Origin of the sequence: Antarcticibacterium flavum (assembly GCF_006159205.1) — a bacterium.
Taxonomy (GTDB): Bacteria; Bacteroidota; Bacteroidia; order Flavobacteriales; family Flavobacteriaceae; genus Gillisia; species Gillisia flava.
In genome coordinates this window covers 2841133-2863668 of record NZ_CP040812.1, presented here as the reverse complement: position 1 = coordinate 2863668, position 22536 = coordinate 2841133, and the positions used below count along the sequence as shown (strand labels likewise).

General features: G+C 42.9%; 17 protein-coding genes and 1 pseudogene. All 18 read right to left on the bottom strand.

The window, feature by feature from the left end; translation table 11 throughout:
- Nucleotides 1-44 precede the first annotated feature (44 nt).
- Nucleotides 45-272: a hypothetical protein gene (locus FHG64_RS12360; protein WP_139066692.1), complete on the bottom strand. Its 228-nt coding sequence runs from the start codon at nucleotides 270-272 to the stop codon at nucleotides 45-47.
- A 60-nt stretch (nucleotides 273-332) separates the two neighbouring features.
- On the bottom strand, nucleotides 333-866 hold the full coding sequence (locus FHG64_RS12355; protein WP_139066691.1) for a DUF420 domain-containing protein: 534 nt from the start codon (nucleotides 864-866) through the stop codon (nucleotides 333-335).
- A 1-nt stretch (nucleotide 867) separates the two neighbouring features.
- Nucleotides 868-1593 carry an SCO family protein gene (locus tag FHG64_RS12350; protein ID WP_139066690.1) on the bottom strand — a complete coding sequence of 242 codons (726 nt, stop codon included), beginning with the start codon at nucleotides 1591-1593 and terminating at the stop codon, nucleotides 868-870.
- Nucleotides 1593-2240, bottom strand: a complete 648-nt coding sequence (locus tag FHG64_RS12345; protein ID WP_139066689.1) for a hypothetical protein — start codon at nucleotides 2238-2240, stop codon at nucleotides 1593-1595. Before FHG64_RS12345 ends, FHG64_RS12350 begins: the two co-directional genes overlap by 1 nt.
- Before the next feature lie 82 nt (nucleotides 2241-2322).
- Nucleotides 2323-2682 carry a cytochrome C oxidase subunit IV family protein gene (locus FHG64_RS12340; protein ID WP_139066688.1) on the bottom strand — a complete coding sequence of 120 codons (360 nt, stop codon included), beginning with the start codon at nucleotides 2680-2682 and terminating at the stop codon, nucleotides 2323-2325.
- 17 nt (nucleotides 2683-2699) lie between these two features.
- Nucleotides 2700-3680: a cytochrome c oxidase subunit 3 gene (locus FHG64_RS12335; RefSeq protein WP_139066687.1), complete on the bottom strand. Its 981-nt coding sequence runs from the start codon at nucleotides 3678-3680 to the stop codon at nucleotides 2700-2702.
- Nucleotides 3681-3726: 46 nt separating this feature from the next.
- Nucleotides 3727-4308 carry a cytochrome c oxidase subunit 3 gene (locus FHG64_RS12330; RefSeq protein ID WP_139066686.1) on the bottom strand — a complete coding sequence of 194 codons (582 nt, stop codon included), beginning with the start codon at nucleotides 4306-4308 and terminating at the stop codon, nucleotides 3727-3729.
- On the bottom strand, nucleotides 4299-5210 hold the full coding sequence (cyoE, locus tag FHG64_RS12325; RefSeq protein ID WP_168191355.1) for a heme o synthase: 912 nt from the start codon (nucleotides 5208-5210) through the stop codon (nucleotides 4299-4301). Before cyoE ends, FHG64_RS12330 begins: the two co-directional genes overlap by 10 nt.
- Before the next feature lie 181 nt (nucleotides 5211-5391).
- The gene (locus FHG64_RS12320; protein ID WP_139066684.1) at nucleotides 5392-7509 is read right to left on the bottom strand and encodes a gliding motility protein RemB; all 2118 of its coding nucleotides are present in this window, start codon (nucleotides 7507-7509) and stop codon (nucleotides 5392-5394) included.
- A 136-nt stretch (nucleotides 7510-7645) separates the two neighbouring features.
- Entirely contained in the window at nucleotides 7646-8368 is a 723-nt protein-coding gene (locus FHG64_RS12315; protein ID WP_139066683.1) for an energy transducer TonB, read from the bottom strand.
- Nucleotides 8369-8412: 44 nt separating this feature from the next.
- Nucleotides 8413-8814 carry a VanZ family protein gene (locus FHG64_RS12310; RefSeq protein ID WP_246054089.1) on the bottom strand — a complete coding sequence of 134 codons (402 nt, stop codon included), beginning with the start codon at nucleotides 8812-8814 and terminating at the stop codon, nucleotides 8413-8415.
- Nucleotides 8804-9184, bottom strand: coding sequence for a glycine cleavage system protein GcvH (gene gcvH, locus FHG64_RS12305; protein ID WP_139066682.1), 381 nt, complete (start codon nucleotides 9182-9184; stop codon nucleotides 8804-8806). Before gcvH ends, FHG64_RS12310 begins: the two co-directional genes overlap by 11 nt.
- Before the next feature lie 63 nt (nucleotides 9185-9247).
- Nucleotides 9248-16371, bottom strand: a pseudogene (gene sov / locus FHG64_RS12300) (T9SS outer membrane translocon Sov/SprA).
- A gap of 38 nt (nucleotides 16372-16409) precedes the next feature.
- Nucleotides 16410-16994 (bottom strand): Holliday junction branch migration protein RuvA, encoded by a 585-nt coding sequence (gene ruvA / locus FHG64_RS12295; RefSeq protein ID WP_139066681.1) that lies wholly within the window; start codon nucleotides 16992-16994, stop codon nucleotides 16410-16412.
- 82 nt (nucleotides 16995-17076) lie between these two features.
- Nucleotides 17077-19362 (bottom strand): NADP-dependent malic enzyme, encoded by a 2286-nt coding sequence (locus FHG64_RS12290; protein WP_139066680.1) that lies wholly within the window; start codon nucleotides 19360-19362, stop codon nucleotides 17077-17079.
- Nucleotides 19363-19506: 144 nt separating this feature from the next.
- Nucleotides 19507-20403, bottom strand: coding sequence for a tRNA epoxyqueuosine(34) reductase QueG (gene queG, locus FHG64_RS12285; RefSeq protein ID WP_139067964.1), 897 nt, complete (start codon nucleotides 20401-20403; stop codon nucleotides 19507-19509).
- A 191-nt stretch (nucleotides 20404-20594) separates the two neighbouring features.
- A complete protein-coding gene (locus FHG64_RS12280) occupies nucleotides 20595-20969 on the bottom strand; it encodes a nickel-binding protein (RefSeq protein ID WP_139066679.1) in 375 nt (124 codons plus the stop codon).
- A 175-nt stretch (nucleotides 20970-21144) separates the two neighbouring features.
- Nucleotides 21145-22488 carry a cytochrome P450 gene (locus tag FHG64_RS12275; protein ID WP_139066678.1) on the bottom strand — a complete coding sequence of 448 codons (1344 nt, stop codon included), beginning with the start codon at nucleotides 22486-22488 and terminating at the stop codon, nucleotides 21145-21147.
- Nucleotides 22489-22536: the final 48 nt, after the last annotated feature.

Below are 22536 nucleotides of genomic sequence, written 5' to 3'. Positions count from 1 at the left end.
TTACAGGGGAGAACGTTAGAAAATTGTTAAAATTTAACTGAAATTTAAGAAGCAGGAGTTTTCTTACCGCGCAATGCTCTGTAAATAAAGAAGGCAATCCCCCCCATAAGCAGATAAGGGAATACCATTAAATAGAGGATACCATCATTTATACCCTTTGCGGCAGCCTGTGAGCCTTCGCTTTCCAGTACGGCCCGGCACATAGCACATTGGGCATCTGCCAGTGATGGCAGGAGGAGAAAACCAAATATGATAAGAAGTTTCCACTTCATAGATATACTATTTAATTAAGTTCAATTTACAAAAGCCTTCCTGGACATGCAATTTGTTTCTTAATAATAAGGCAACATAAAGACATATACCAGCACCCCTGTAATCGCAACATAAAGCCAAACAGGGAAGGTCCACCTGGCAATGCGCGCATGTTTTTCATATTGCGCCGTAAGACCATGGTACATTGTGAATAGCACCAAAGGAACAATAATGGCCGATAATAATATATGGGTGATCAATATAAAAAAATAGACATATCTTAAAACTCCCTCCCCGCCATAAGCAACGGGATCATTACTTATTTTGGAGATCACATAACTTACAAGAAAGATGGCTGAAAGTGCAAAGGCTGCAATCATAACATTGCGGTGCAGCAAATACTCTTTCACATTCATAAAATAATATCCCATAAGCAGTAATAAAGCTGTAGTTCCATTCAACACTGCGTGGAACAGGGGAAAAGTCCCCGCCTGGGTCCCAAAGAGGTTATACCTTTCGGGCAGGTACATCAATATCAACACTACGAGAGGTACAATTACAGAGAGAGCAATTATTAATGGAACCGCTATACGGTCTTTCTGTGTTATAGCCATTTTACAACAGGTTATTTATATCCTCGATCAAAATATTAATTTGTGGTTCCTCCCCACCTTCAGTAATAGATTTATTGCGTTCTACGTGGCCGCGATAGTAAATTATGGGGTTCCCAAATTTATCGGCACGAGAGCGTATATAGCCTTCTTTGTCTACAAGCGCAAATAGACCGGAATGTGCAAACCCGCCCGGCACTGTTTCGTCTTCATCTGCAAATATTCCAAACCCTGTATTGGCCATTTCATATACCCGCTCCCTGTCTCCTGTGAGGAAATGCCAGTTTGGATTTGTTACCCCGTAATTCTCTGCATACTGTTTTAAGACCTCCGGGGTGTCATGTGCAGGGTCAATAGTAAATGAGGCAATCCCAAAATCTTTTTCACCCTTAAATTCATCCTGTATCTCCACAAGATTCCTGTTCATTACAGGGCATATTGATGGGCAGGTAGTAAAAAAGAACTCTATCACATAAACCTTTCCCAAATAATCCTCATTTGTTATTGTATCCCCTTCCTGGTTTACAAAGGAAAATTCAGGAACCTTTTTCTTTTCCCCGTATTGTTCGATGTAGAGCATTTCATCTGGCCTGGGAGTAGCTTTATTTACATTCAACCGGTCCGATTTCACCACGTCGTTATTGCTCACCCTGTCAACGATTTTGGGAATAAAGATGATCCCAAAAATGAGGATAACCAGTGATATGCCTATGTAAGATGTATTTTTCATTATTTTTCCATTTTTCTGGAATTGTTTGTCTTCAATGCACGCCTGTATTCTGCAAGTATGACTTTCACATCATCATTCATCTTGTTATTAAGTTCAGAAACCGAGCGGGAATCGTATCCATACAACATCCCTTTATCTTCATCATCTGTGCGCCCACGAAGGTTCTGGTCCTTGTCGATGATAAATACATACGGGGTCTGCAGGTTCTCATCCAGCTCAATATCTGTCTCAAAACTTTCAAAAACCTTTCGCACTTCCTGCGGTGTTGAATAAACAAATCTCCAGTAAGAGGCATTCGTTATTCCAGAGAAATCTTCCACGAACTTCTCAGCCTCGCTCCTGGCTTCCTCAGGAAGTATTATTACAAATTGGAAATCGGCAAACTCATAGAACTTATTAAGGATCTTACTGTCAAGATTAAAAGTGTTTCCCTTAAGATCATCTGGCTCTGTTCCAAAAAACGCTACAATGCTTATTTTATCCTGAAAAGTAACTGCGGAATCCCCTGCTGCCTTAAATTGGGAAATGTTGGCGACATCATTGGTGAGAACAGGAAGTTTGGCAAAATTATTTACACCCGAAGCAAAGAACAGGTAAGCCAATATGGGTAATAGGAACAATACTGCAAGAACAAAAAACTTCTTCATAAGTCACCTTTAAAAGGGAGTACAAAAATAAAAAGACGGTTTTAAATAACCGTCTTTTCATGCATTTTTAACTAATAAGGTTCTAGAAGTCCCAGGCTACCTTGTTACTTTTATAAACTTCGTAAACATAATCTCCCTCTATAAGAAGAATGAACATTAAGTAAGCTATAAGAAATACAGATGTCCATACAATGGACCGCCTCAAACCCTTAGATTCACCTTCAAGGTGCATAAAGGCCCAAGCTATATAATAAGCCTTATAGATCGTAAGGATAATGAATATCCAGTTAAGCCATTTCATGCTAAGGAATGTGTAATCTACAAGTAAAGCCGGTTTTAAAATCCCCAGTACTACTTCTACAAGAGTAACAATGGATAGAATTATAAAAACAAACCAAATCCTCTTGGTATTATCGTGATGTTGTGTAGAACTATGTGCCATTTTTAATAAATTCTAAATTATACCAAATAAAAGAAGGTAAATACAAATACCCAAACAAGGTCTACAAAGTGCCAGTATAAACCAACTTTTTCTACCATTTCATAATTACCCCTTCGCTCGTAGGTACCCAGCAGGACGTTAAAGAAAATAATGATATTGATAAGCACCCCGGTTAGAACGTGGAAACCGTGAAACCCTGTAATGAAAAAGAAGAAATCTGCAAATAGCGGCACCCCGTATTCATTCTCTGTAAGGTTTGCACCTCGTACAACCCTTGCAGCTTCTGCATCAAGTTTTCTTTCAGACTCTGCCCTGGTAAGGATGGTTTTTTCACCTTCCTCGTTGATTTGTTGAGTACGTATAAGGATATTTGGATTTGCAAGGAATCCTGCTTTTACATCTTCAACTGTTAGAGCAGGAAGCGCAGGTTCTTCAGTAAACCAAAGTCCATTGGAACGGGTATGTTGCACCCTGTCTCTTGGAGCAGCAGCAGCAAAAGCATCGAGCGACACCCGTTTTCCATCTTCATCCACAAATTGCAGTATATTCCCTCCTACAGTTGCGACCGCACCATATTCCCCATTTATAAAATTCTTCCATTCCCAGGCTTGAGAACCAAGGAAGATCACCCCTCCAATAATAGTAAGGAACATATAAAAAACCACTTTTGACTTTTTCATCTGGTGGCCGGCATCTACTGCGAGAACCATTGTAACCGATGAAAAAATAAGGATGAAGGTCATCAATGCAACATAGTACATTGGCGCATCTACCCCATGAAGAAAAGGAAAGTGATTAAAAACCTCATCGGCTATTGGCCAAGAGTCTATGAATTTGAATCTTGAAAAACCATAAGCAGCAAGAAATCCTGAAAAGGTAAGTGCATCAGAAAGGATGAAGAACCACATCATCATTTTCCCGTAACTGGCTCTTAATGGCTCGTTACCACCGCCCCAGGTTTTGCCTTCGGTGCCTGTTCTAATAACAGTAGCTTCCATATGAAGATATTGAATTTAAGTGAGGGGTCAAAAATACGTAAATTTATTATCTAAAGAAATATAAAAACAAAAACAGGTATACCCACAGTATATCGAGAAAGTGCCAGAAGGTTGCACCCAGCTCTAATCCAAGCATTTGACCGGAAGTGTAGCGTTGTTTAAAATGGTTATAAATTACCACTAAAAGTACGATCAAACCGGCTGCGAGATGGGCAAGGTGGGCTAAAACCACCACATAAATAAAGGAGGTGGTAACCGTGCTTTCACTCCCGGTGAAATAGTAACCCGCCTGTATGATCTCTGCAAAACTCTGGAATTGCAAAACAACGAAGGCGATCCCAAGCGCCAGCGTAGCCAGGAGGTATAAGGTACCATTCTTCCTGTCATCATTAGCAATACTTTTCTTTGCCAGGATGAAAGTTATACTGCTTATAATGATCACCAAAGTGCTCCAGTAAAGGGAAGCCGGCAATTCAAAGCCCGAGATCCAATCTGGGCGGTTCTTACTTACCACATAAGCACTGGTAAGCCCGGCGAACATCATCACCATGCTTATGATCCCAAACCAAAGCATCATTTTCTTTGCCCTGGCCTGCTTTTCAACTCTTGTTCCTTCTGTTAAATCCATTCTCTAAGAAATTTATCTAATACATATATGATTTGAAGAAGCGTGATATAAGACACACTTGCAAACATCAATTTTTTGGCTGCCTTGGAGGTTCTTTTTCTCTTAAGTCTCAAAGCATAATATAACATCCCCATCCCCAACATAAAAATAAGCACCCCAGATAAGGGGGTAAGGAATAACTTACCAGTTACCCCAAAGACCGGGATAAGTGACACCAGGATAGTCCATATTGTGTAAAGGATTATTTGTATTACAGTACCTTTATCTCTTTTACCCGTTGGCAGCATAAAGAATCCCCCTTTTTTATAATCATCAAACAACCACCAGCCTATAGCCCAAAAATGAGGAAATTGCCAGAAGAATTGTATCATGAACAAAGTACCCGGTTCTATGCCAAACTCATCTGTTGCCGCAACCCATCCCAACATAAATGGAATAGCCCCGGGAAAGGCACCCACAAAAACGCTTAAAGGAGTCTTTGTTTTTAACGGGGTATATACACTTACATATAAAAAGATGCTTATAGCCCCAAACATCGCGGTCTTAGGATTTATAATATAAAGTACAATAAGTCCAAGAATCGTGAAGGTGCTGGCGATCACAAAGGCAGTGGGAACTGTCATTCTCCCAGCCGGAAGAGGACGATTTTTGGTGCGGTCCATTAAGGCGTCCAGATCCTTTTCAAGGATTTGATTATAAGCGTTGGAAGCGCCCACCATTAAATAACCACCAATGGCAAGCAATAGGACAGTGACAAAGTCAATGACCTCAGCACCCAGAAAATACCCCGCAACAGATGAAAAGACAACGCTTATCGCCAGTCGCATTTTGGTTATTTCCTTAAAATCTGAGAGCACTGATACAGAAGGAGTATGGACGCGGGTGTTACTCAAAAATACCATTTTAAATTGGTTGCAAAGATACTCCTAAAATCAGTTTTGGCAAGAGAGTGATCCTGTTAATTTTCAGAGTTTTGCCGGCAGGATCCCAGCCCTGAAAATCAGTCTTGAACAAATTAGTAACGATTATTTCCGGAAGACACTGGTACTCTTTTTCTTTTCATCCCAAGTACTTCAGCGAGGATCAATAGTCAAAATACCAGTTAAAGATATCTGTGCGCACCCCAACATTCAGCCATACGGTATTATTGTTAAAGGTCGCGGCTGTATTCTCCAAAGGATCAAAATTCCTGTAGATCACACTTCCAAAGAGCTTCAAATTTGTTACCGGATTAATAATATATCCCGCCTCAACTTCAGTAAAAAATGAAGTAGCGGTATTTCCCTGCCCTATCCTAACCCCTGTCTCTAAAGCACGTTCTCTTTCACTTCGATAGATATCGCCTCCGTAATAAAAATTATCCTTTTCATTATTAAAATCAAAGCCTCGCTCTCCAAGTACCAGCTTTGCACTTCCATAAATCCTTTCTTTTCGGTATCTGGCAATAGCAACAAATTCCCTGAAATTTGCACCCCATAAATGAGCCATGGATTGGTTATTATGGCCATAGTTAAGAACCACTGAATTATGGGAATATGTATAAGGCCTTACCTGATTATACTCTGCCTGCAGGTAAAGATCTGGGATATTAAAAGCATTGAAATATTTTAATCCAAGTTGAAAACCAAGTTTATTCTTCCAGCTCCCCTCCCCTCCAAAAACATCTGAAGAGGAGAACTCATCAATGATCCACTGGCCATATGCATTGAATTGATCACTCAACTTGTATTTACCGGTTAAACCTATAAGCGCATTTCCACCACGCGCACCGGTGGAGAATTCTATCGCCCTGTAAAATATTACCGGATTCAAATAATTCACATCAAATCCCCTCCCGTTATCATCCTGCCATACGACAGATTCAAAGAGGCCTATATTCAATCGTTTGGTTAAGTTCAAACTCAAGTAATGATTTGCCATATACTTGGTGCGGTATGCCCCTTCTCCCGCAACTTCCTCCCTTACATCTCGCAAAGACATCCAGGTATTGGTATACTTTAATTTCCAGAAACTGGTGTTAAGCTTGAGGTATGGATGTGGATTTGGATTATCACTCATAAGCAGCGAGCGATAGCCGTCTCCTATAAAATTATTCCCATGTCCAAGTTGGATATCAAAAAATTCTGAAGGGCTGTAAGAAATATATCCCTCAGCCACCGGGTAATCATATCCCCCATCCATAAATTCCTTGGCAATACCCCGTCCCGGGATAATAGCTACCCCACTTCCCATAAAGGGCGCAATACTTTCAGCATATCGATTGAAATAATCGGCAAAACGGCCCTGACTTTCAAAGACTACTGTATAAAAATGAAGATCCTTGCCCAGTCCTCCCTGGAACACTGCTCCCCTGGTATTGTTGTAAGTAAAATCATAATCACTCTGGAAGTCCCTACCCAGCTGCAGGTCGAGGATCACATCTCCTGTAAACCAATAGTTCTCGCCCTGGAAGGTCACCAGGTGCTCATTCCACAACTTTCTTCCCAGCCAGCTGGAGGTGCTTTTTTCCAGTTCTTCCCGCTCCTGTTTAAAATCGTAATAGGAAGAAACATCCTTATACAAAAATGGTTTGGAGGCAGTATGACTGTTGGTGCCTATACGGTTCATAGCGGCATCAAACCTGCTGTACCTTTCGTGTGAAAGCGGAATGTTTAAATTACTTTGGGACTCCCGGTTACGAAAGGGCCTGGAAACGATCTGGTCATACTCATCCTGAGGTTGCACCAATGGCGCAGCCGTAGGATCTTCAATTGCAGTAACCTGCTCCTCAATTTCCTGTACCGGCGGGACATTGGTGAAATTCAATGGGATTCGCAGTGGCATCCTGAATTGCGCATAGGTAGGCCTGCCGTTATACGTAGGTGGCTCTACTACGGGCAGGGTTTGAAATACCCTCACCAACTCTTCTTTGAGTTCAGCATAAATAGCGTCCACATAAAGCACCTGAAATTTTCCTTCCCGGTCTACTTCAAAGAGCACAAACGCCTCCCCAGTGTAATTCTCTTCTATAACACGGGTTGGCAGTTCAAAGGTCTCGAGTATATGTTTTCTCAGCGTATTCTTAAAGCAATCCCCTTCCCTGGCAAATTCTACCTGAGTACAGTCATTAAAGACCGGGTAGGTTTCCAGGTCTGTGATACTGGTTTGGGCTATACCGGCGAGCGGGAGGAAGAAAAGGAGCAGGCAACCTAAATATTTCATAAAAGAAGCGGGACAATTATGGGTTGTACAGGCGAAAGATACCAATTTTTTCGAATCCCTGCCTGCAAGGGGCATAAAAGAAAACTCCCGGACTGCAGAGCAATCCGGGAGCTATATATTTACATTTAAGACTTATTTAATCCTGAACCTGGAATACGATTGGCAGGGAGTAACTTACACCTACCGGTTTACCACGTTGTTTTCCAGGCTGCATTTTAGGCAACATATTCACAACCCTTGCAGCTTCCTGCTCCAGTCTTGGGTGTGGTGCACGGGAGCGCACATCTGTAATATTACCATTCTTATCGATCTTGAAGACAACGATCACCCTGTTAATACCACTCAATCCAAGTTGGCTACCAAGGTCTGTGTTAAATCTTCTTTGTACGAATTCCTGAACCTTTTCACTCATACATTTCTTACGCTGGTCATTGTTCTGCATATTCTCACATCCTGGAAAGATTGGCACGTTTTCAATAACAGCGAAAGGAACATCGGCGATCTCTTCCTCTACAGGAGCCTCAACAACCTCTCTTACCTCTACGATCTCCTCCTGGGTAGTTTCAGTAGACTCAATGATGTCTTCCTCAACTTCTTCCTCATCCTCAACAACCTCTATGATCTCGGGTGCCGGTGGCGGTGGTGGTGGAGGTGGTGGGGTGTTTTGTATCTCTGTAATCGGGATTTCTTCATCGTCAAGATCTCCCAGATCTAACTGTCCTGTATCTATATCATCCCTGTCATAGGTCTTCCACTCAATAGCCCCGTAAGTAATAAGCAGGACTAGAATAAGACCCAACTGAAGAAAGAGGACACTTCGTCTGGTTAAATCGGCTTTTGGATTTTTCTTGGGTTCCATAATTCGTTAATGATTAATAAAGGTTGCTAATGTAAAATTTTTTTTCATAAAAATGAACTAATCTGATGTTTAACACGATTAAGAAATTTCTGAAAAATTACAAAAACGCAGTACGCGATAAAAACACCAAGGCTATTTGCCAGAATATCGGCCCAGTCGGGTTCCCGATAATCAGTAAGGATCCCTTGTAAAACCTCAATTAACATACCAAAAAGCACTGCAAGAACAGAAATCTTGAGAAATCCACGTCTTTGTATCGCTTCCTCCTTCTTAAAAAGGTAGTAGGAGAACCACAATACAGCAAGGCCAAAATACGCGCCGGTATGCATCATCTTATCTGTAGGGTTAAAGCTTCCTACAGAGATCTTCCCCAGTTGTACCAGGGATAATGTTGTTATAAATATGGTATAAACAACGGCAAGAAAAAAAAGTATTCTAGCCGCCAACAACCTCTTTATAATCCTCTGCACTTAAAAGATCTGAAACTTCACTCTCATCTGTGAACTTAATCTTTACCATCCAACCTTCACCGTAAGGATCTGAATTTACTTTCTCAGGTGCATCTTCAAGGCTTTCATTGAATTCCAGGATCTCTCCGGAAAGCGGAAGAAAAAGATCTGATACTGTCTTTACTGCTTCTACAGTTCCAAAAACCTCTTCCCGGTCCAGGGTTTCCCCCACCGTCTCTACTTCTACATATACAATATCTCCAAGTTCCCCCTGGGCAAAATCTGTAACGCCTACTGTAGCAACATCACCTTCAATTCTCACCCATTCGTGATCCTTGGTGTATTTTAATTCTTGTGGAATATTCATAAGATTGGATTTTATAAGTGTGACAAAGTTAATTTTTTATTGGGTTTGGTCAAACCTCTTTTATTAATTTCCGAAATTATATCGCAGGGTCACCCCAGATCGAATCGTGGTTTGTGGAAACGCCGTGGAAATGGCATATTCGCTAAAGGTATGATCGTAGTAGAATAAGGCTGTGAGGTTCTTTGAAAGAGCATAATCTGCGGTAAAATTGATCGCCCAGAGATCCTGGCCGGCAATGACCTGGCTCGATTCCAGGTCCAGGTAGCGAATGATATTGATATTCCTGCGGTATGCCAAATCTGCCTTAAAATTGAGGTCGCTGCTCAACACCCTTTGCCTACCTGCAATATTGGTGGTTATCTTCATATCCTTTATCCTGTAACCCAGGCCGAGGATATACTCATTTCCTTTTACCTCTGTAAGCAAATTGTTATCAAAACTAAGAGATAATGCCCTGTCTTTCTTAATCTCGGCAAGCACCCTTATAGCATCGTTGGTTTCAAGGTCTACCCTAATTAGCGGACTAAAAACCTCGGTGAGGTTAACATTCGAGAATAAAAGCTTATTCTTGAAATTATTGGCCTGGTTAAATTCATACGGATTTTGAGGATCATAATCCAAATTGCTTTGGAACTGGTTAATCGTATATCCAGCCCTGTAACCGTGATTTAATGAAAACCTTCTAAAGTTTTGTTTGAACCAATCAAGCCGCATAAAACCGGTGTATTTTATATCCCAGTTTGGCAGGGGAATATTGCGAAAAGCTCCTGTTTTGACGGCTCCCGCATCACCACCTGTATAGGCAGCCAGGAAAGCGGGAATAAGAACCTGCTGGCTGGATTTACCATAACCTATTGGATAACCTTCAGCATCTGTGTCATTGGGATCAAAACCGTTATCCACTGCAAGCCTGCGGGCCACTTCCAGCCTGTTCCCCCTGAACCGCTCAAAGGTTTCTGAAAAAGCAGCTTTGTTTGCACCAAAAGCGGTTCCAACCAGTACAGTAGAAATGGTAAAATTCCCAAAGGTATAAGGGTTAAGCGACATGTACTCCATACCTCCCGGTAACACCCGGTAGTTTTCAGCATAAGTTTCAGAATAGATCCTGTTGGCACTAAGGTCTATGGTAAGGTCTGGGATAAAGCTTAACGAAGCCTGCATATCCAGCTGTTTATTGGAAACCGCTGTGTACTGCTGGTTGAATTCCTGGAAAAGGGTAAGCCATCCACGCCGTGCTGCAAGCTGCCGCACATCATCCTGACGGCCAAAGGTGAAACCTGTTGTGGGTTTAAGGGTCCCCATAAACCCAATATCCCGGGTATATCCAGGGAGGAAGATCCCCTGGTTCTCCCTGTAGGTTACCTGTAGCCTCTTAATGGCCGTCGCAAATCCTATTAAGGTATTGTATGTTTTATCTCCCGAACTTAACCTTTGGTCATTGGCCGGCTTGCGAGCCTGGTTTCCATCCAGGGTAGGAACAGCAGCACTCCTTTGCTGTACCGTGGCAGGGGTTGCCCTGCGCGGAGTAAGCTTAAGGTATTGATAGAGGCTATTCATATCCAGGTTGGCATTGATTTGATGTACACTGGAGTTTTGAACAGTATTCCCAAGATCTGGCACCCCCTCCAGGGTCCTGAAAACCTCTGAGCCTCTTTGCCACTGGAAATCCCCTGTATAGGAATAGGTGGCCTTAATAAACCTGAGAATTGGCAGCTTATCAAAAGGCAGTTCATAATTGAGTTGCAGGGTCTGGAAATGCTGGTTAGGGTCTCCTATCTCAAAAAAGTCATCCCAAATACTCACACTATTATCTGCAATATTCCCCTCGCTTATATAATTCCTAATGATCCTGTTATTGGTGGCATTAAAGCTAAACTGCAGGGATTTGGTAAGATTATAATTAACTCTGTAATTCCAGTCAAACATAAAATTACGCTGGTAAAGGGTAGGAATTCCAATATCATTTTCGCTAAGTGTAACCTCCCTGAACTTTTGCTCATTATACTGTCTAAAGATATTTGAATTCAGGGTAATATTCGTAGGAAGGGGGTTCACATTGAAATCGCGCAGAGGCAAGTAATACTCACTGCTATCCAAAACAGCAATATTCTTAAATGGTTCAATGGAAAAAGGTTGAAAACTGTAATCGTATGTTGCACCAACCCTTACATTTTGACTAAGTGCTTCCTCGATCTCAAAATCCCGGTGGTCTACCTGGTTATAGGATGTTGTAACAGCAAAATTCTCTATGTCATACACTTTTGGCTTACTGTCATCTACCCTTTCCTTTCGCAAACCAATAACATTAACACTCTGCCGCTTGGTGTATATTTCAGATTGTTCCCTAACCCTGTCCCGTTCCCCGGGATCTGTAATTGCTGCAAGGCGGTTCTCCAGCTCCAGGTCCAGGAATTCCTGGTCAAACCTTGGAGTGATCAATTCCTCCCCCCTGCTGTAATTGAATGGCACCCTTATCCCCCATCGCTGTGGTAAAAGCTGCCCCACATTGATATTGGTTACCATATCATATTGCTGCATATTTTCACGGCTGCGCTGGTTGGGGCCCTGTTCAAGGGTACCAAAACCAATGGTACTTTTTCTTCCCGTAGCAGCAACATCGGCGAAATCGGCAAAGTTAGCATCCATATTAACTATAGCTGCCCAACCACCTTCATTATCAAGTTCGCTAAGGCGAAGTTCATTGAACCAAACCTCCCCACATATTCCTGCACCGCTGTTTTTTGGAGAACCATTTTTTAATCCCAGCATAAGCAGGCGAATGTTACCAAAACTGGGGTTTCCTTTGATCCCAATACGCAGTTCCCCCACCTGGTAGGGATCCTCCGGGTTTGCCGGTTCCATATTCTCTGTAAAATAATTAACCTCTGTAGGCCTAAGGGAAGGATCACCAAGCACGGCTGTTTTCACCTGCTGCAGTAACTCCAGCGGCAACAACAACCTGTTGGAAGCTGGCCATATTTCCTCTGGGGAGGTAGCACCAAACATTGTAGCGGTAAGAGGGATCTCGATTTGGTAATAGTTATCTGTAAAATCTGTTCCCATTCTTACAAAGGCAACCATTTGCCCATCCTTAAGGGCGATCTCATTTACAAGGGATTCTGCATGCACGAACATCTCCAGGTTTTTATACTGTCGCATATCGACCTGGAAATTCTTATATACGGCACGGGAATCCTGGGGAGCCAGGCCGCAGGTCCTTAGAGAAAGGGACTGCTCGTTCTGCCGTATATTGGTGTTATTATTAAAAAGCTCTTCCCTTATAACCCCGGGAGGCAATACGTAAGGAACCGGCTGCCGGTTCTCGTTCTCCTCGATATTTACAGATGTTACTTCAAAAAGAGTATTCTCATTGTTTATTGGCTGGCGTGGAGCTTCAGGATCAAGGCTCCTGTTGTACCGGCGGTAATCCCCCCGTACCAAATCCATTGTTCCAAAACGTAAAATGGTACGTTCCTCAAAATCCTTCAGGAATAACCTCATAAACCTTATTGACCTAAAATCGGCTATACCTCCCTTGGCATCGGTTGGCTCAAAAATTGGCACCTTGAACTGCACCCACCGCACCGGGATCTGGTTTCCATTGGGAAGCGGCGCTGTAGTTTCTTTAACATCGGTGATATATTGGTTATTATCAATATTCATCCCCGGGAAGATCCTTATATCATACTCAAAATAGCTGTTAATAGTATTCATGGTATTGTCCCTGTTAAGATCTTCAGCAGTTGGCAAGGTTGTGTTCCCGCGATTTGTATCTCCAACTTCTGGCGGGGAATTCCCGTCTACTCCATTGTAGTTCTTGTACCGTTCAACAATGCTACCGGTCCTGTTCAGGAAATATTCGTAGTTATCTCCCGAGGGATCTGGAAGGCTGGCGAAATTCGGGAATTTTGCAGCCTCGGCAGCATCATCCAGCCCGTCATATCCCACATCCTGCCGCTGTCTTGCCTCCCCGTCACTGTCAAAGGCATAGACTAAAGACTGGTCTGCCGGCACCCGGCCAAAAGCTGTTGTTATGGTATTGCGGTCACTACCATCTGCAGGGAGCCCGTTCTCATATTGTTTCCTTCCATCCTTTAAGACATCTTCTGAAATATTCCCGAGGTTAAATGTGATAGTACCTCCTGTATTGCCTGAATTTTCCGGATAGATATATGGATCCATTACCCAAAACTGAATGAACTCCACATTAGATTGTTCAAAATTAGTGGAATTGAGAGCCCTGGAGATCCCTCCAAAATTGCCTGAAGGATTTGGAAGCGTATTTCCTCCTGCTGCCGCAGGATTAAAGTTATAAGGACCTCGTTCCCGGGGGTAATATGCCAGGTCCATGGTATAGATCACCTGTGGCTGGCCCTGGATCACATCTGTATTTGGGAAAATTTCATTCAAAAACACCCGCCGTGACACATAACTTGAAAGATCGGCTTCAGAAACACCATCGGGCCTTCTGCTACTATAAAATACGGGATCTATGGTATACCAGGCAAGTTTAGCCCTTTTATACCCGGTGGCAAGGTCTCCATTCGCCAGTTCTCCCCCAAAGCCCAGAGGCACGCTGGAAAGTTCCCAGCTTAATGGATTAAGGACAGAGATAGTTGTTTGTGAGGCTTCAAAATCATCGATATAAGTAGTTGCTTTCTGGTCAAAATCGCTCACCCTTGGTGCTCCGGGCTGCAAATAGGCAAACTCCCCCCTTATATTAAAATTTGAAGGGACATCTGTATCCACATTGGGTAGTTTGTTGACAAGCCTGGTAAAGAAGGGAACCTCTGTACTAAAAATTGCATTAAGCCCGTAAATGGAATTATTCACCGGCTCATAACTATAATTGGCTTTTTGGGTCAAAGGCCTTTCCCTCATATTGAGATAAGTCCCCCCACCACGAATTTCTCATTGAATTGATGCTCTACATTCACCCCCATAAATCGCTTGGACTGCTGTCCAAAAAGTGCATTATTCTCTGTAGACACCTGGATTGGTATATTGGATGCAAGCAGGGCATCGTCAATGATTTGCACCCGGCCCATCTGGTAATTCACCACATAATCCACTCCTTCCTGCAGTACCCTGCCCCCGGCAGTCACAGTAACCGATCCCTGCGGAAGGTTAAAACCAATAGGAATGCCGTCTACCTGTGAAGACTTGTATCTACCCTTTAGCTGAAACTTATTTTTATCGGCATCTTCCTGCTCTGCCTGGATCTTAGTGGTCCTGTACAGGCTTCTAAAAACATATTTCTGCTGGTTGGCGTTATAGGTTTCAGGGAGGTCATAGATCTCTGGGCCTCCGTTGGGAGTGTTGTCGAGTTTATTAAAGAGGTGCTCTCCAAAAGGTTCGACGGTGGTAAATATAACAAGGCCATTTCGAGGATCAATCGTTATACCCGGCACATAATCAAAAAAGCCGTCGCCACCCTGGACCGGGTCATTGGTGAAATTCAACCGGTCCAGGTTGAACACCCTTAACAGGGTAGTCTCTGCCACATCCTCCGGCAGGGGAACGTTTGCTCCTTCAGCTGGATTGATGTAATTGAGTGGCTGAGGATCTGTGTACAGAATATTTAATCTAAAATCATCCCTCTCCAGCTGGAATGCCCCCAGTGCATAAATATTCTTCATCATAAGGTCCCAAATGGGCTCATTCACATTGGTGATGGTGCTTTTAAGTAATTTCACCACGAGGTTTTGGTTCACCCTAACTCCATCATCTGCCCCGGTAACATTGGCATCAATCCCATCATTGGCAAACTCTCCCACCTGGTAGACACGGCCATTGATCGTGTATTGAAATGCAACTGCAAGAACTTCATCGTTCGATAAACGTTGATTTAAAGATATATACCCCAGGCGGCTGTTAAGGGTATATTCATTCGTCTTTAGCTGCCTGGCGTTCTCCAGCACGGCATAATCTGTACCCTCAGAAACCGTAAGGCCTCCAAAGCCTGCCTGTACTGTGGAAATATCCCTTATGGCGGGAGTAAGAATAGACTCTGCAGCTCCTCTTATTCCGAAGGGGTTAAGGTCGTTGTTATTATTATCTGGAAAGGAACCCGGCGGACGGTTGAAAAATCCCGCGGGCAGGTTATTTAGCCCTATGTTTCCCGGGAGATTGGATTCACCCAAATCCTGGATTCCCACAATATTCCTGGTATCATTAAGGTTCTGTATGTTGTTGGTCCTGTTGGTCACCCACACCTGTATGCGCTGTATTTGAACATTTGAATTGATGAAAGGGTAATTTTCCAGGGCTTCATCATAGATATCCCTGAAGTAGTGGGCCAGAAAGAAATGCCTGTCCTGGTCATAATCTATGGCAAAACGTTCAAATTCCTCAATAGTCGCCCCACCTTCCACATTTACAGTTCTCCTTTCAGATTTCTGCTCACTGAATACCCCTGTGATCCTTGTTTTCCCAAATTGAAGCTCGGTCTTGAATCCAAAAAGGCTTTGCGCCCCTTGTATAAGCGCGCTGTTCAAGGGCATGTTTACATTTCCAACTTCAATGGTCTGGATGATGTCATCCTCTGTGGGAGTGTATTCCAGCCTTAACTGGTTTTGAAAATCAAACGTAGACTCTGTATCATAATTTGCTGCCACCTGCAATCTCGTTCCCACGCGCCCCAGCAAACTTAGCTGTATACGCTGGTCAAAATCAAAAGTCAAATTTCGCCTGTTTCTTGGAGAGAAAGCAGGATTATCCTGTTTTGTATAAAGCAGTCCCAGGTCCATGGCAACACTTCCCTGGGGAACAACTTCTATTTCCTGCCCTCCAAAAAGGCTTTCAAAAAAGCTGGAGTTCACATAGTAACTTGGTAAAAGATCCTGCTGTGAAGCAGGATCGGCATCACGGTTGGCCGCAATGGCATTATTCTTTTCCTTGAAATAATTCCTTATTTCTTCCTGTATGACCAGCTCCTGGTATTCATCTGGAGTGAGGATCAAAGGGACAGAGAGGTTATACCTCCCAAGCCTTTCGGTATAGACATAACGATCCAGAACGGGATCATACTCGTAGGCGGCTACAATACTGGAGGGATTAGGCAGGGAAATGGTACCGGTCGCATAACCGGTAGGAATAGTATCCTGAGCTGTGGCAGGATCCTGGGCATATAGATTTTGAGAAAATGCAGAGAACCAGATTATGCCAAATAAAAAAAACCGATACAATGCCGAGTAATTATGCCTCAATTTGGATGAAAATGAAATTATAAATTCTTCAAAGCCAGCTTGATAATAGTCTCCACTGTAGGGTCTGTGGCCTGCTTCATTATCCTGTCTACAACTTTCTCTGCCGGTTTGCGCGCAAAACCTAAGGTTTCTAAAGCTGATAACGCTTCTTCCTTATTAGTATTGCTTTGAGAGACAAAAACTTCTCCCTCACCAAAAACTTTTAATACTTTGTCTTTTAGGTCCAGGATCACCCGTTGTGCAGTTTTTGCTCCTATTCCTTTTATGCTTTGCACTGTTGCCGCATCGCCAGAAGCTATAGCCTCCATGATCTGTTTTGGCTCCAGGGAGGAAAGCATGGTACGCGCAGTACTCGCCCCAACCCCCGAGACCGAGATCAATAACCTAAAAAGCTCTCTTTCAGATTTCTCTACAAAACCATAAAGAGTATGCGAATCTTCCTTAATCTGCAGGTGTGTGTATAATTTTATGGCTTCAGAGTCATTGCCAACAAGGGCGAATGTATGCAGGGAGATATGAACAAAATATCCTACCCCGTTGCAATCAATTACAACATGAGTAGGATTCTTCTCAACGAGTTGTCCTTTTAAATGATGGATCATTGGGTAAACAGATGGTTAGAGCCCAAATGTACTAAAATTCCCCAGAGCCCCAAGCAATTGTAAGGTTTCAAAGTCCACCGGACTAAAGTCCCACTCTTTTTTCCTTTTCCTGGGCATCAATAACCGCAACTGCAGCCATATTCACCATTTCTTCAACACTTGCCCCGAGCTGGAATATGTGTACCGGTTTTCTCATACCCATCATAATTGGCCCAATGGAATCTGTTTTATTAAGTTCTTTAAGTAATTTATAAGTGCTGTTTGCCGCCTCAAGATTAGGATAGATCAAGGTATTCACTTTCTTGCCTACCAGCCTTGATAAAGGAAATTTCCCCTGCAGCATTTCCTTGTTAAGTGCAAAATCTATTTGGAGTTCCCCATCCACCTTAAGGTCTGGTGCCGCTTTATGAATAAGCCCCACAGCTTCTTTTACCTTTCTTGCGTGTGGGTGACGCGAGGATCCAAAATTGGCATAGGAGATCATCGCGATCACAGGTTCCATTCCAAAAAGCCTAACGGTTCTTGCTGTCATAAGTGCAATCTTCGCCAGGTCCTTGGCTGTTGGATCAATATTAATGGAGGTATCACTTATAAAAAGTGGCCCTCTGGAAGTATTCATAAGGTTAGTGGCAGCCACACGGTCTACTCCTTTGGCCATTCCAATAAGTTCCAGCATTGGTTTTACCACGGTAGGGTATGCCCGGGAATAGCCGGAGAGCAAGGCATCTGCATCTCCCATATTCACCATCATTGCTCCAAAGTAATCCCGCTGCTGCATAAGCTTTTGAGCATCATACTTGGTCACGCCACTTCTAAATCTTGTTTTCCAGTAGGCATCTACATACGTATTGCGGTGTTCCAGCTCCTCATCGCTTTGAGGGTCTATAAGTGTGACTTTGGAAGGGTCAAAGTCTATTTCATTCATTAGTTCCAGCACCACTTCCCTTTTTCCAAGAAGGATAGGGATTCCTATTCCCTCTTCCTGCACGATCTGCGCTGCTTTTAAAACATCCAGATGATCGGCTTCAGCAAAGACAATACTCCTTGGATTGCTTTTGGCTCGATTCATTAACAATCTAGAGATCTTATTATCACTTCCCATCCTCTCCAGTAGTTCCTCCTCGTAACGATCCCAGTCCAATATTGGATTCCTTGCAACACCACTTTCCATAGCTGCCTTTGCTACTGCAGGGGGAACTGTACTAATGAGCCTTGGATCAAAAGGTTTAGGAATAATATAATCTGGACCAAAATGCAATTTTGTTTCCCCATAGGCAATATTCACCTGCTCGGGTACCGGCTCTTTCGCCAGCCTTGCAAGCGCTTTTACCGCAGCCATTTTCATTTCCTCATTTATCTTGGTAGCCCTCACATCAAGCGCCCCGCGAAAGATAAATGGAAATCCCAGCACATTGTTTACCTGGTTAGGATGATCACTTCTGCCCGTTGCCATAATAAGATCCTTTCTTGCAGAAACTGCCAGGTCATAATCAATTTCAGGATCGGGATTGGCCATCGCAAAAACGATAGGTCTTTTAGCCATTGATTTAAGCATAGCCGGGCTTACGATATTCCCTACTGAAAGTCCCAGGAAAACATCGGCACCATCCAAAGCATCTGCCAGGGATTTATACTTCTTTTTGGTTACAAATTTTTGCTGAAGGTCTGAAAGGTCTGTTCGCTCCTCGTGCAAAACCCCGTTTACATCAAACATAATAATATTCTTCACCTTCACTCCCAGCAGAAGATACAGGTTTGCACAGGCTATAGCTGCAGATCCTGCTCCAGATATGACGATCTTTACATTATGGATCTTCTTTTTGGCAATTTCAAGGGCATTTAACAAAGCCGCGGCCGAGATGATCGCGGTACCATGCTGGTCATCATGCATCACAGGGATATCCAGCTCTTCCTTAAGTCTTCTCTCTATCTCAAAGGCTTCAGGGGCTTTAATATCTTCCAGGTTGATACCCCCAAAAGTGGGGGCTATATTTTTTACCGTACTTATGAATTCCTCCACATTTTTTGTGTCAACCTCGATATCGAAGACATCGATCCCGGCAAAGATCTTGAACAGTAAACCCTTACCTTCCATAACGGGTTTTGAGGCCTCTGGCCCAATATCACCCAGACCCAGTACAGCCGTCCCGTTTGAGATCACTGCCACCAGGTTACCTTTTGCAGTGTATTTATAGACATTCTCCTTATCCCTGTGAATTTCAAGACAGGGTACTGCAACCCCGGGGGAATACGCTAAAGAGAGATCTCTTTGTGTGGCATATTTTTTTGTTGGTACAACCTCGATCTTACCCGGCTTTGGTTTGGCGTGGTAGACCAGCGCCTCCCGTCTTTTACTATCCTTACTCATTTCTATTCTGTTTGCTGTAGCGCAAAGGTAGCAAGCCTGAGGCTGAAAAGGCAATAATTTTTTTAACTATTCGACTATCGGCACAATTATTTAGTAGCTGAGGAAGAAGAAGAGTTTTTTCTGAAGAGCTAAAGAAGGGCAGTACTATTTCTTCAGAAAATCTATATTCCTTTTGAGTCCGGAATATTTAGTTCTTTTCACGGCCGATTTCCTGAAGATCTCATTAAATGTTTCCTGGGTGATCTCCTCCCAATCCTTTTTATCCATTTCAAGCAATTGGGGGTGGGGGTTGAAAAGTGGTTCATTATGCGGTTTGGAGAACCGGTTCCAGGGACATACATCCTGGCAAATATCGCAGCCAAACATCCAGTCGTCAAACTGGCCTTTCACACTTGAAGGTAACTCTTCTTTTAGTTCAATAGTGAAATAGGAGATGCATTTACTCCCATCTACCTTGTAAGGCTCCACAATGGCCTGAGTGGGGCAGGCGTCGATACAGGCTGTGCAGCTGCCGCAGTGGTCTGTCACCGGGGTATCGTATTCAAGTTCCAGGTCTATGATAAGCTCTGCAATAAAATAAAAGGATCCCACCTGCCGGGTGAGGAGATTTGAATTTTTACCAATCCAACCCAGGCCACTTTTCGCCGCCCAGGCCTTATCCAGTACAGGGGCAGAGTCTACAAAGGCCCTGCCGTCCACTTCCCCTATCTCTTCACTTATAAATTTCAGTAGATCCTTCAGCTTGTCTTTAATGATAAAATGATAATCTCTCCCGTAGGCGTATTTACTTATTTTATAAGTTCCCTCCTGTTGCGTTTTTTCAGGATAATAATTTAATAGCAGGGAGATCACACTCTTAGAGCCTTCCACAAGTTTAGTAGGGTCGAGCCTTTTATCGAAATGGTTTTCCATATAATGCATTTCGCCATGCATACCTTTTTCAAGATAGTTTTCAAGACGGGGAGCCTCCACTTCAAGAAATTCAGCTTTGGAAATACCGCAAGACATAAAACCAAGCCGCTTTGCCTCAGTTTTTATCATTGCTGTTCGTACTTCTTTCTGCGCTTTCGTAGTGATCAAATTACAGGCTTATTAGAAATAATTCTGAGCACAAAATTACGGAATTAAAAACCTCATTGGAAAACTGCGCTATCAGGATTTACTTTTCAGTTGAAATAAAAAAATCCCCGAAGAATAAAGGGGATTTCATTTATAGCGCATTAAAGATTTTATCAGCGATTTTTCGCTGTTTCCGGACCTATCATGGTCTCAACTTTTTGAAGATCTGATATCTTTAGACCTGCCCTGCTGGCATGTTCGGCCATAGCCTCCCGGGTCTCATATTTAAATACGCATATCATTTTGTTCCCGGTTACATAACTATGTACCCATTCCACCTGTGGCCCAATTTCTTCCACAAGTTCCTGTGCTCCTTTGGCAATGCTATGAAGCTTTTCCTCACTGATATCTGTCATTTCCCGCTCAAGGAGATAAAGATCTCCTGCGGTGTCAGAATAACTCCCCGTCTTTTTTTCCTGGCCCACTGCCTGATTTATAGATAATAAAATCACGGCCACGAGCATCAATATTTTTTTAAGTGTGTCCATAATAAAAGGTTTTACTGCCTGGATCTGTTTTTATGATTCCGGCATTTGTTCACTTTTTAATATAATAAATGTGACAATAAAAATCAAATTAAAACCTGAAAATCAATTGGTTATGCCCGGTACAAGTTTATACAACTGGTACTTAATAAAAGACCCGTCCCAGCCTCCTGAATTTTTATTGAGGGTAAAATTCCAGGACCGCATTCTTAGGTTTTAAAGTGATCAATGGAGTAATTTCAATGGGATCCTCCTTATGTTTTATGCGGTATCTGGAAACCAGTTGAGCCACCGCGAGGATCATTTCGTACATAGCAAAATTATTCCCTATGCACATCCTGGGGCCGGCACCAAAAGGATAGTAGCAGGAAGAATATTTTTTGGGATCCTCAAATCTATCTGGCCTGAACTCTTCCGGCTCATTCCAAAAATCCTTATGCCGGTGGATCTCGTACATGGAAAAGAGCAAACTGGAACCTTTCGGGATCATCATGCCGTCAAAGACATCATCCTCATTATTTACCCTGTCTATAAAATAAGCAGGGGGATATAGCCTCATAGCTTCCTCCAGGACCATTTTAGTGTAACTGCAGGCTTGTATAAACTCAATGATTGTATTGGTGTCTCTCTCAGCTTTTTTCACTTCTTCCAGGATCTTCTCCTGGGCTTCAGGATGCCTGGAAAGAAGCTGGGCAGTGAAGGTTAGGGCATTCGAGGTGGTCTCATGACCGGCTGTAAAGAGGATAAGGATCTCGTCAATAAGTTGTTCATTTTCCATACTGCTCCCATCATCGTACCTGGCCTCCAGAAGCATATCCAGGAGGTCATCCTGTCTCTCGCCAGAGGTCCTTCTTTCATCAATGAGCATTCGTAAGATATCCCTGGCCTCATTTGTAAGATCGATGTGTTCCTTTATCTTTCCGCTAAAAGTGAACCACCACCCCAGATACGGCTGTCTTAGCTCCTTAACCAGCATTCTTTGAGCAGCTTCCGTAATATACTGCAGTCGGTTTATTTCTTTTTGTCCTACCGCACTGCTGAAAAGGGATTTTACAACAGTTTGAAAAGCCAGGTCATTGAATATCGGGAAAATATCTATGGATTTTCCGGTTTCGATCTTATTAAGTTCTGTAGAAATAGCACTTTTAATACTTTCCAGTAATAGTACAAGTTTCTTCTTATGAAATGCAGGTTGAATAAGTTTACGCTGTTTTTTCCAATGTTCACCTTCAGATGTTAACAGGCCCTGCCCAAGATATTTTGCCATATCGCGGGTTTGAATAGTGGTCTTGGAAAAATTCTTCTGGTTTTTCTGAAGGGCATATTGGGCAAAAGCTGCATTTCTGGAAAAGATCACAGAGCTGCCCGGTCCAATTTTTAATCTGAAGGTATCCCCTAATTTTTCGAATTTCTTGCGGTGGAAGATCAATGGATTCTCAAGTATGCGAAGGGAATTCTTATAAAATTCCCAGGCGGGAACAACAGGCACTTTTCTTACCTTCAAATTGTCATCTTCACTCATCTTATGCATGTTTTTATCTGAAGCCGGGAGAGGACAAAATACCTTCTT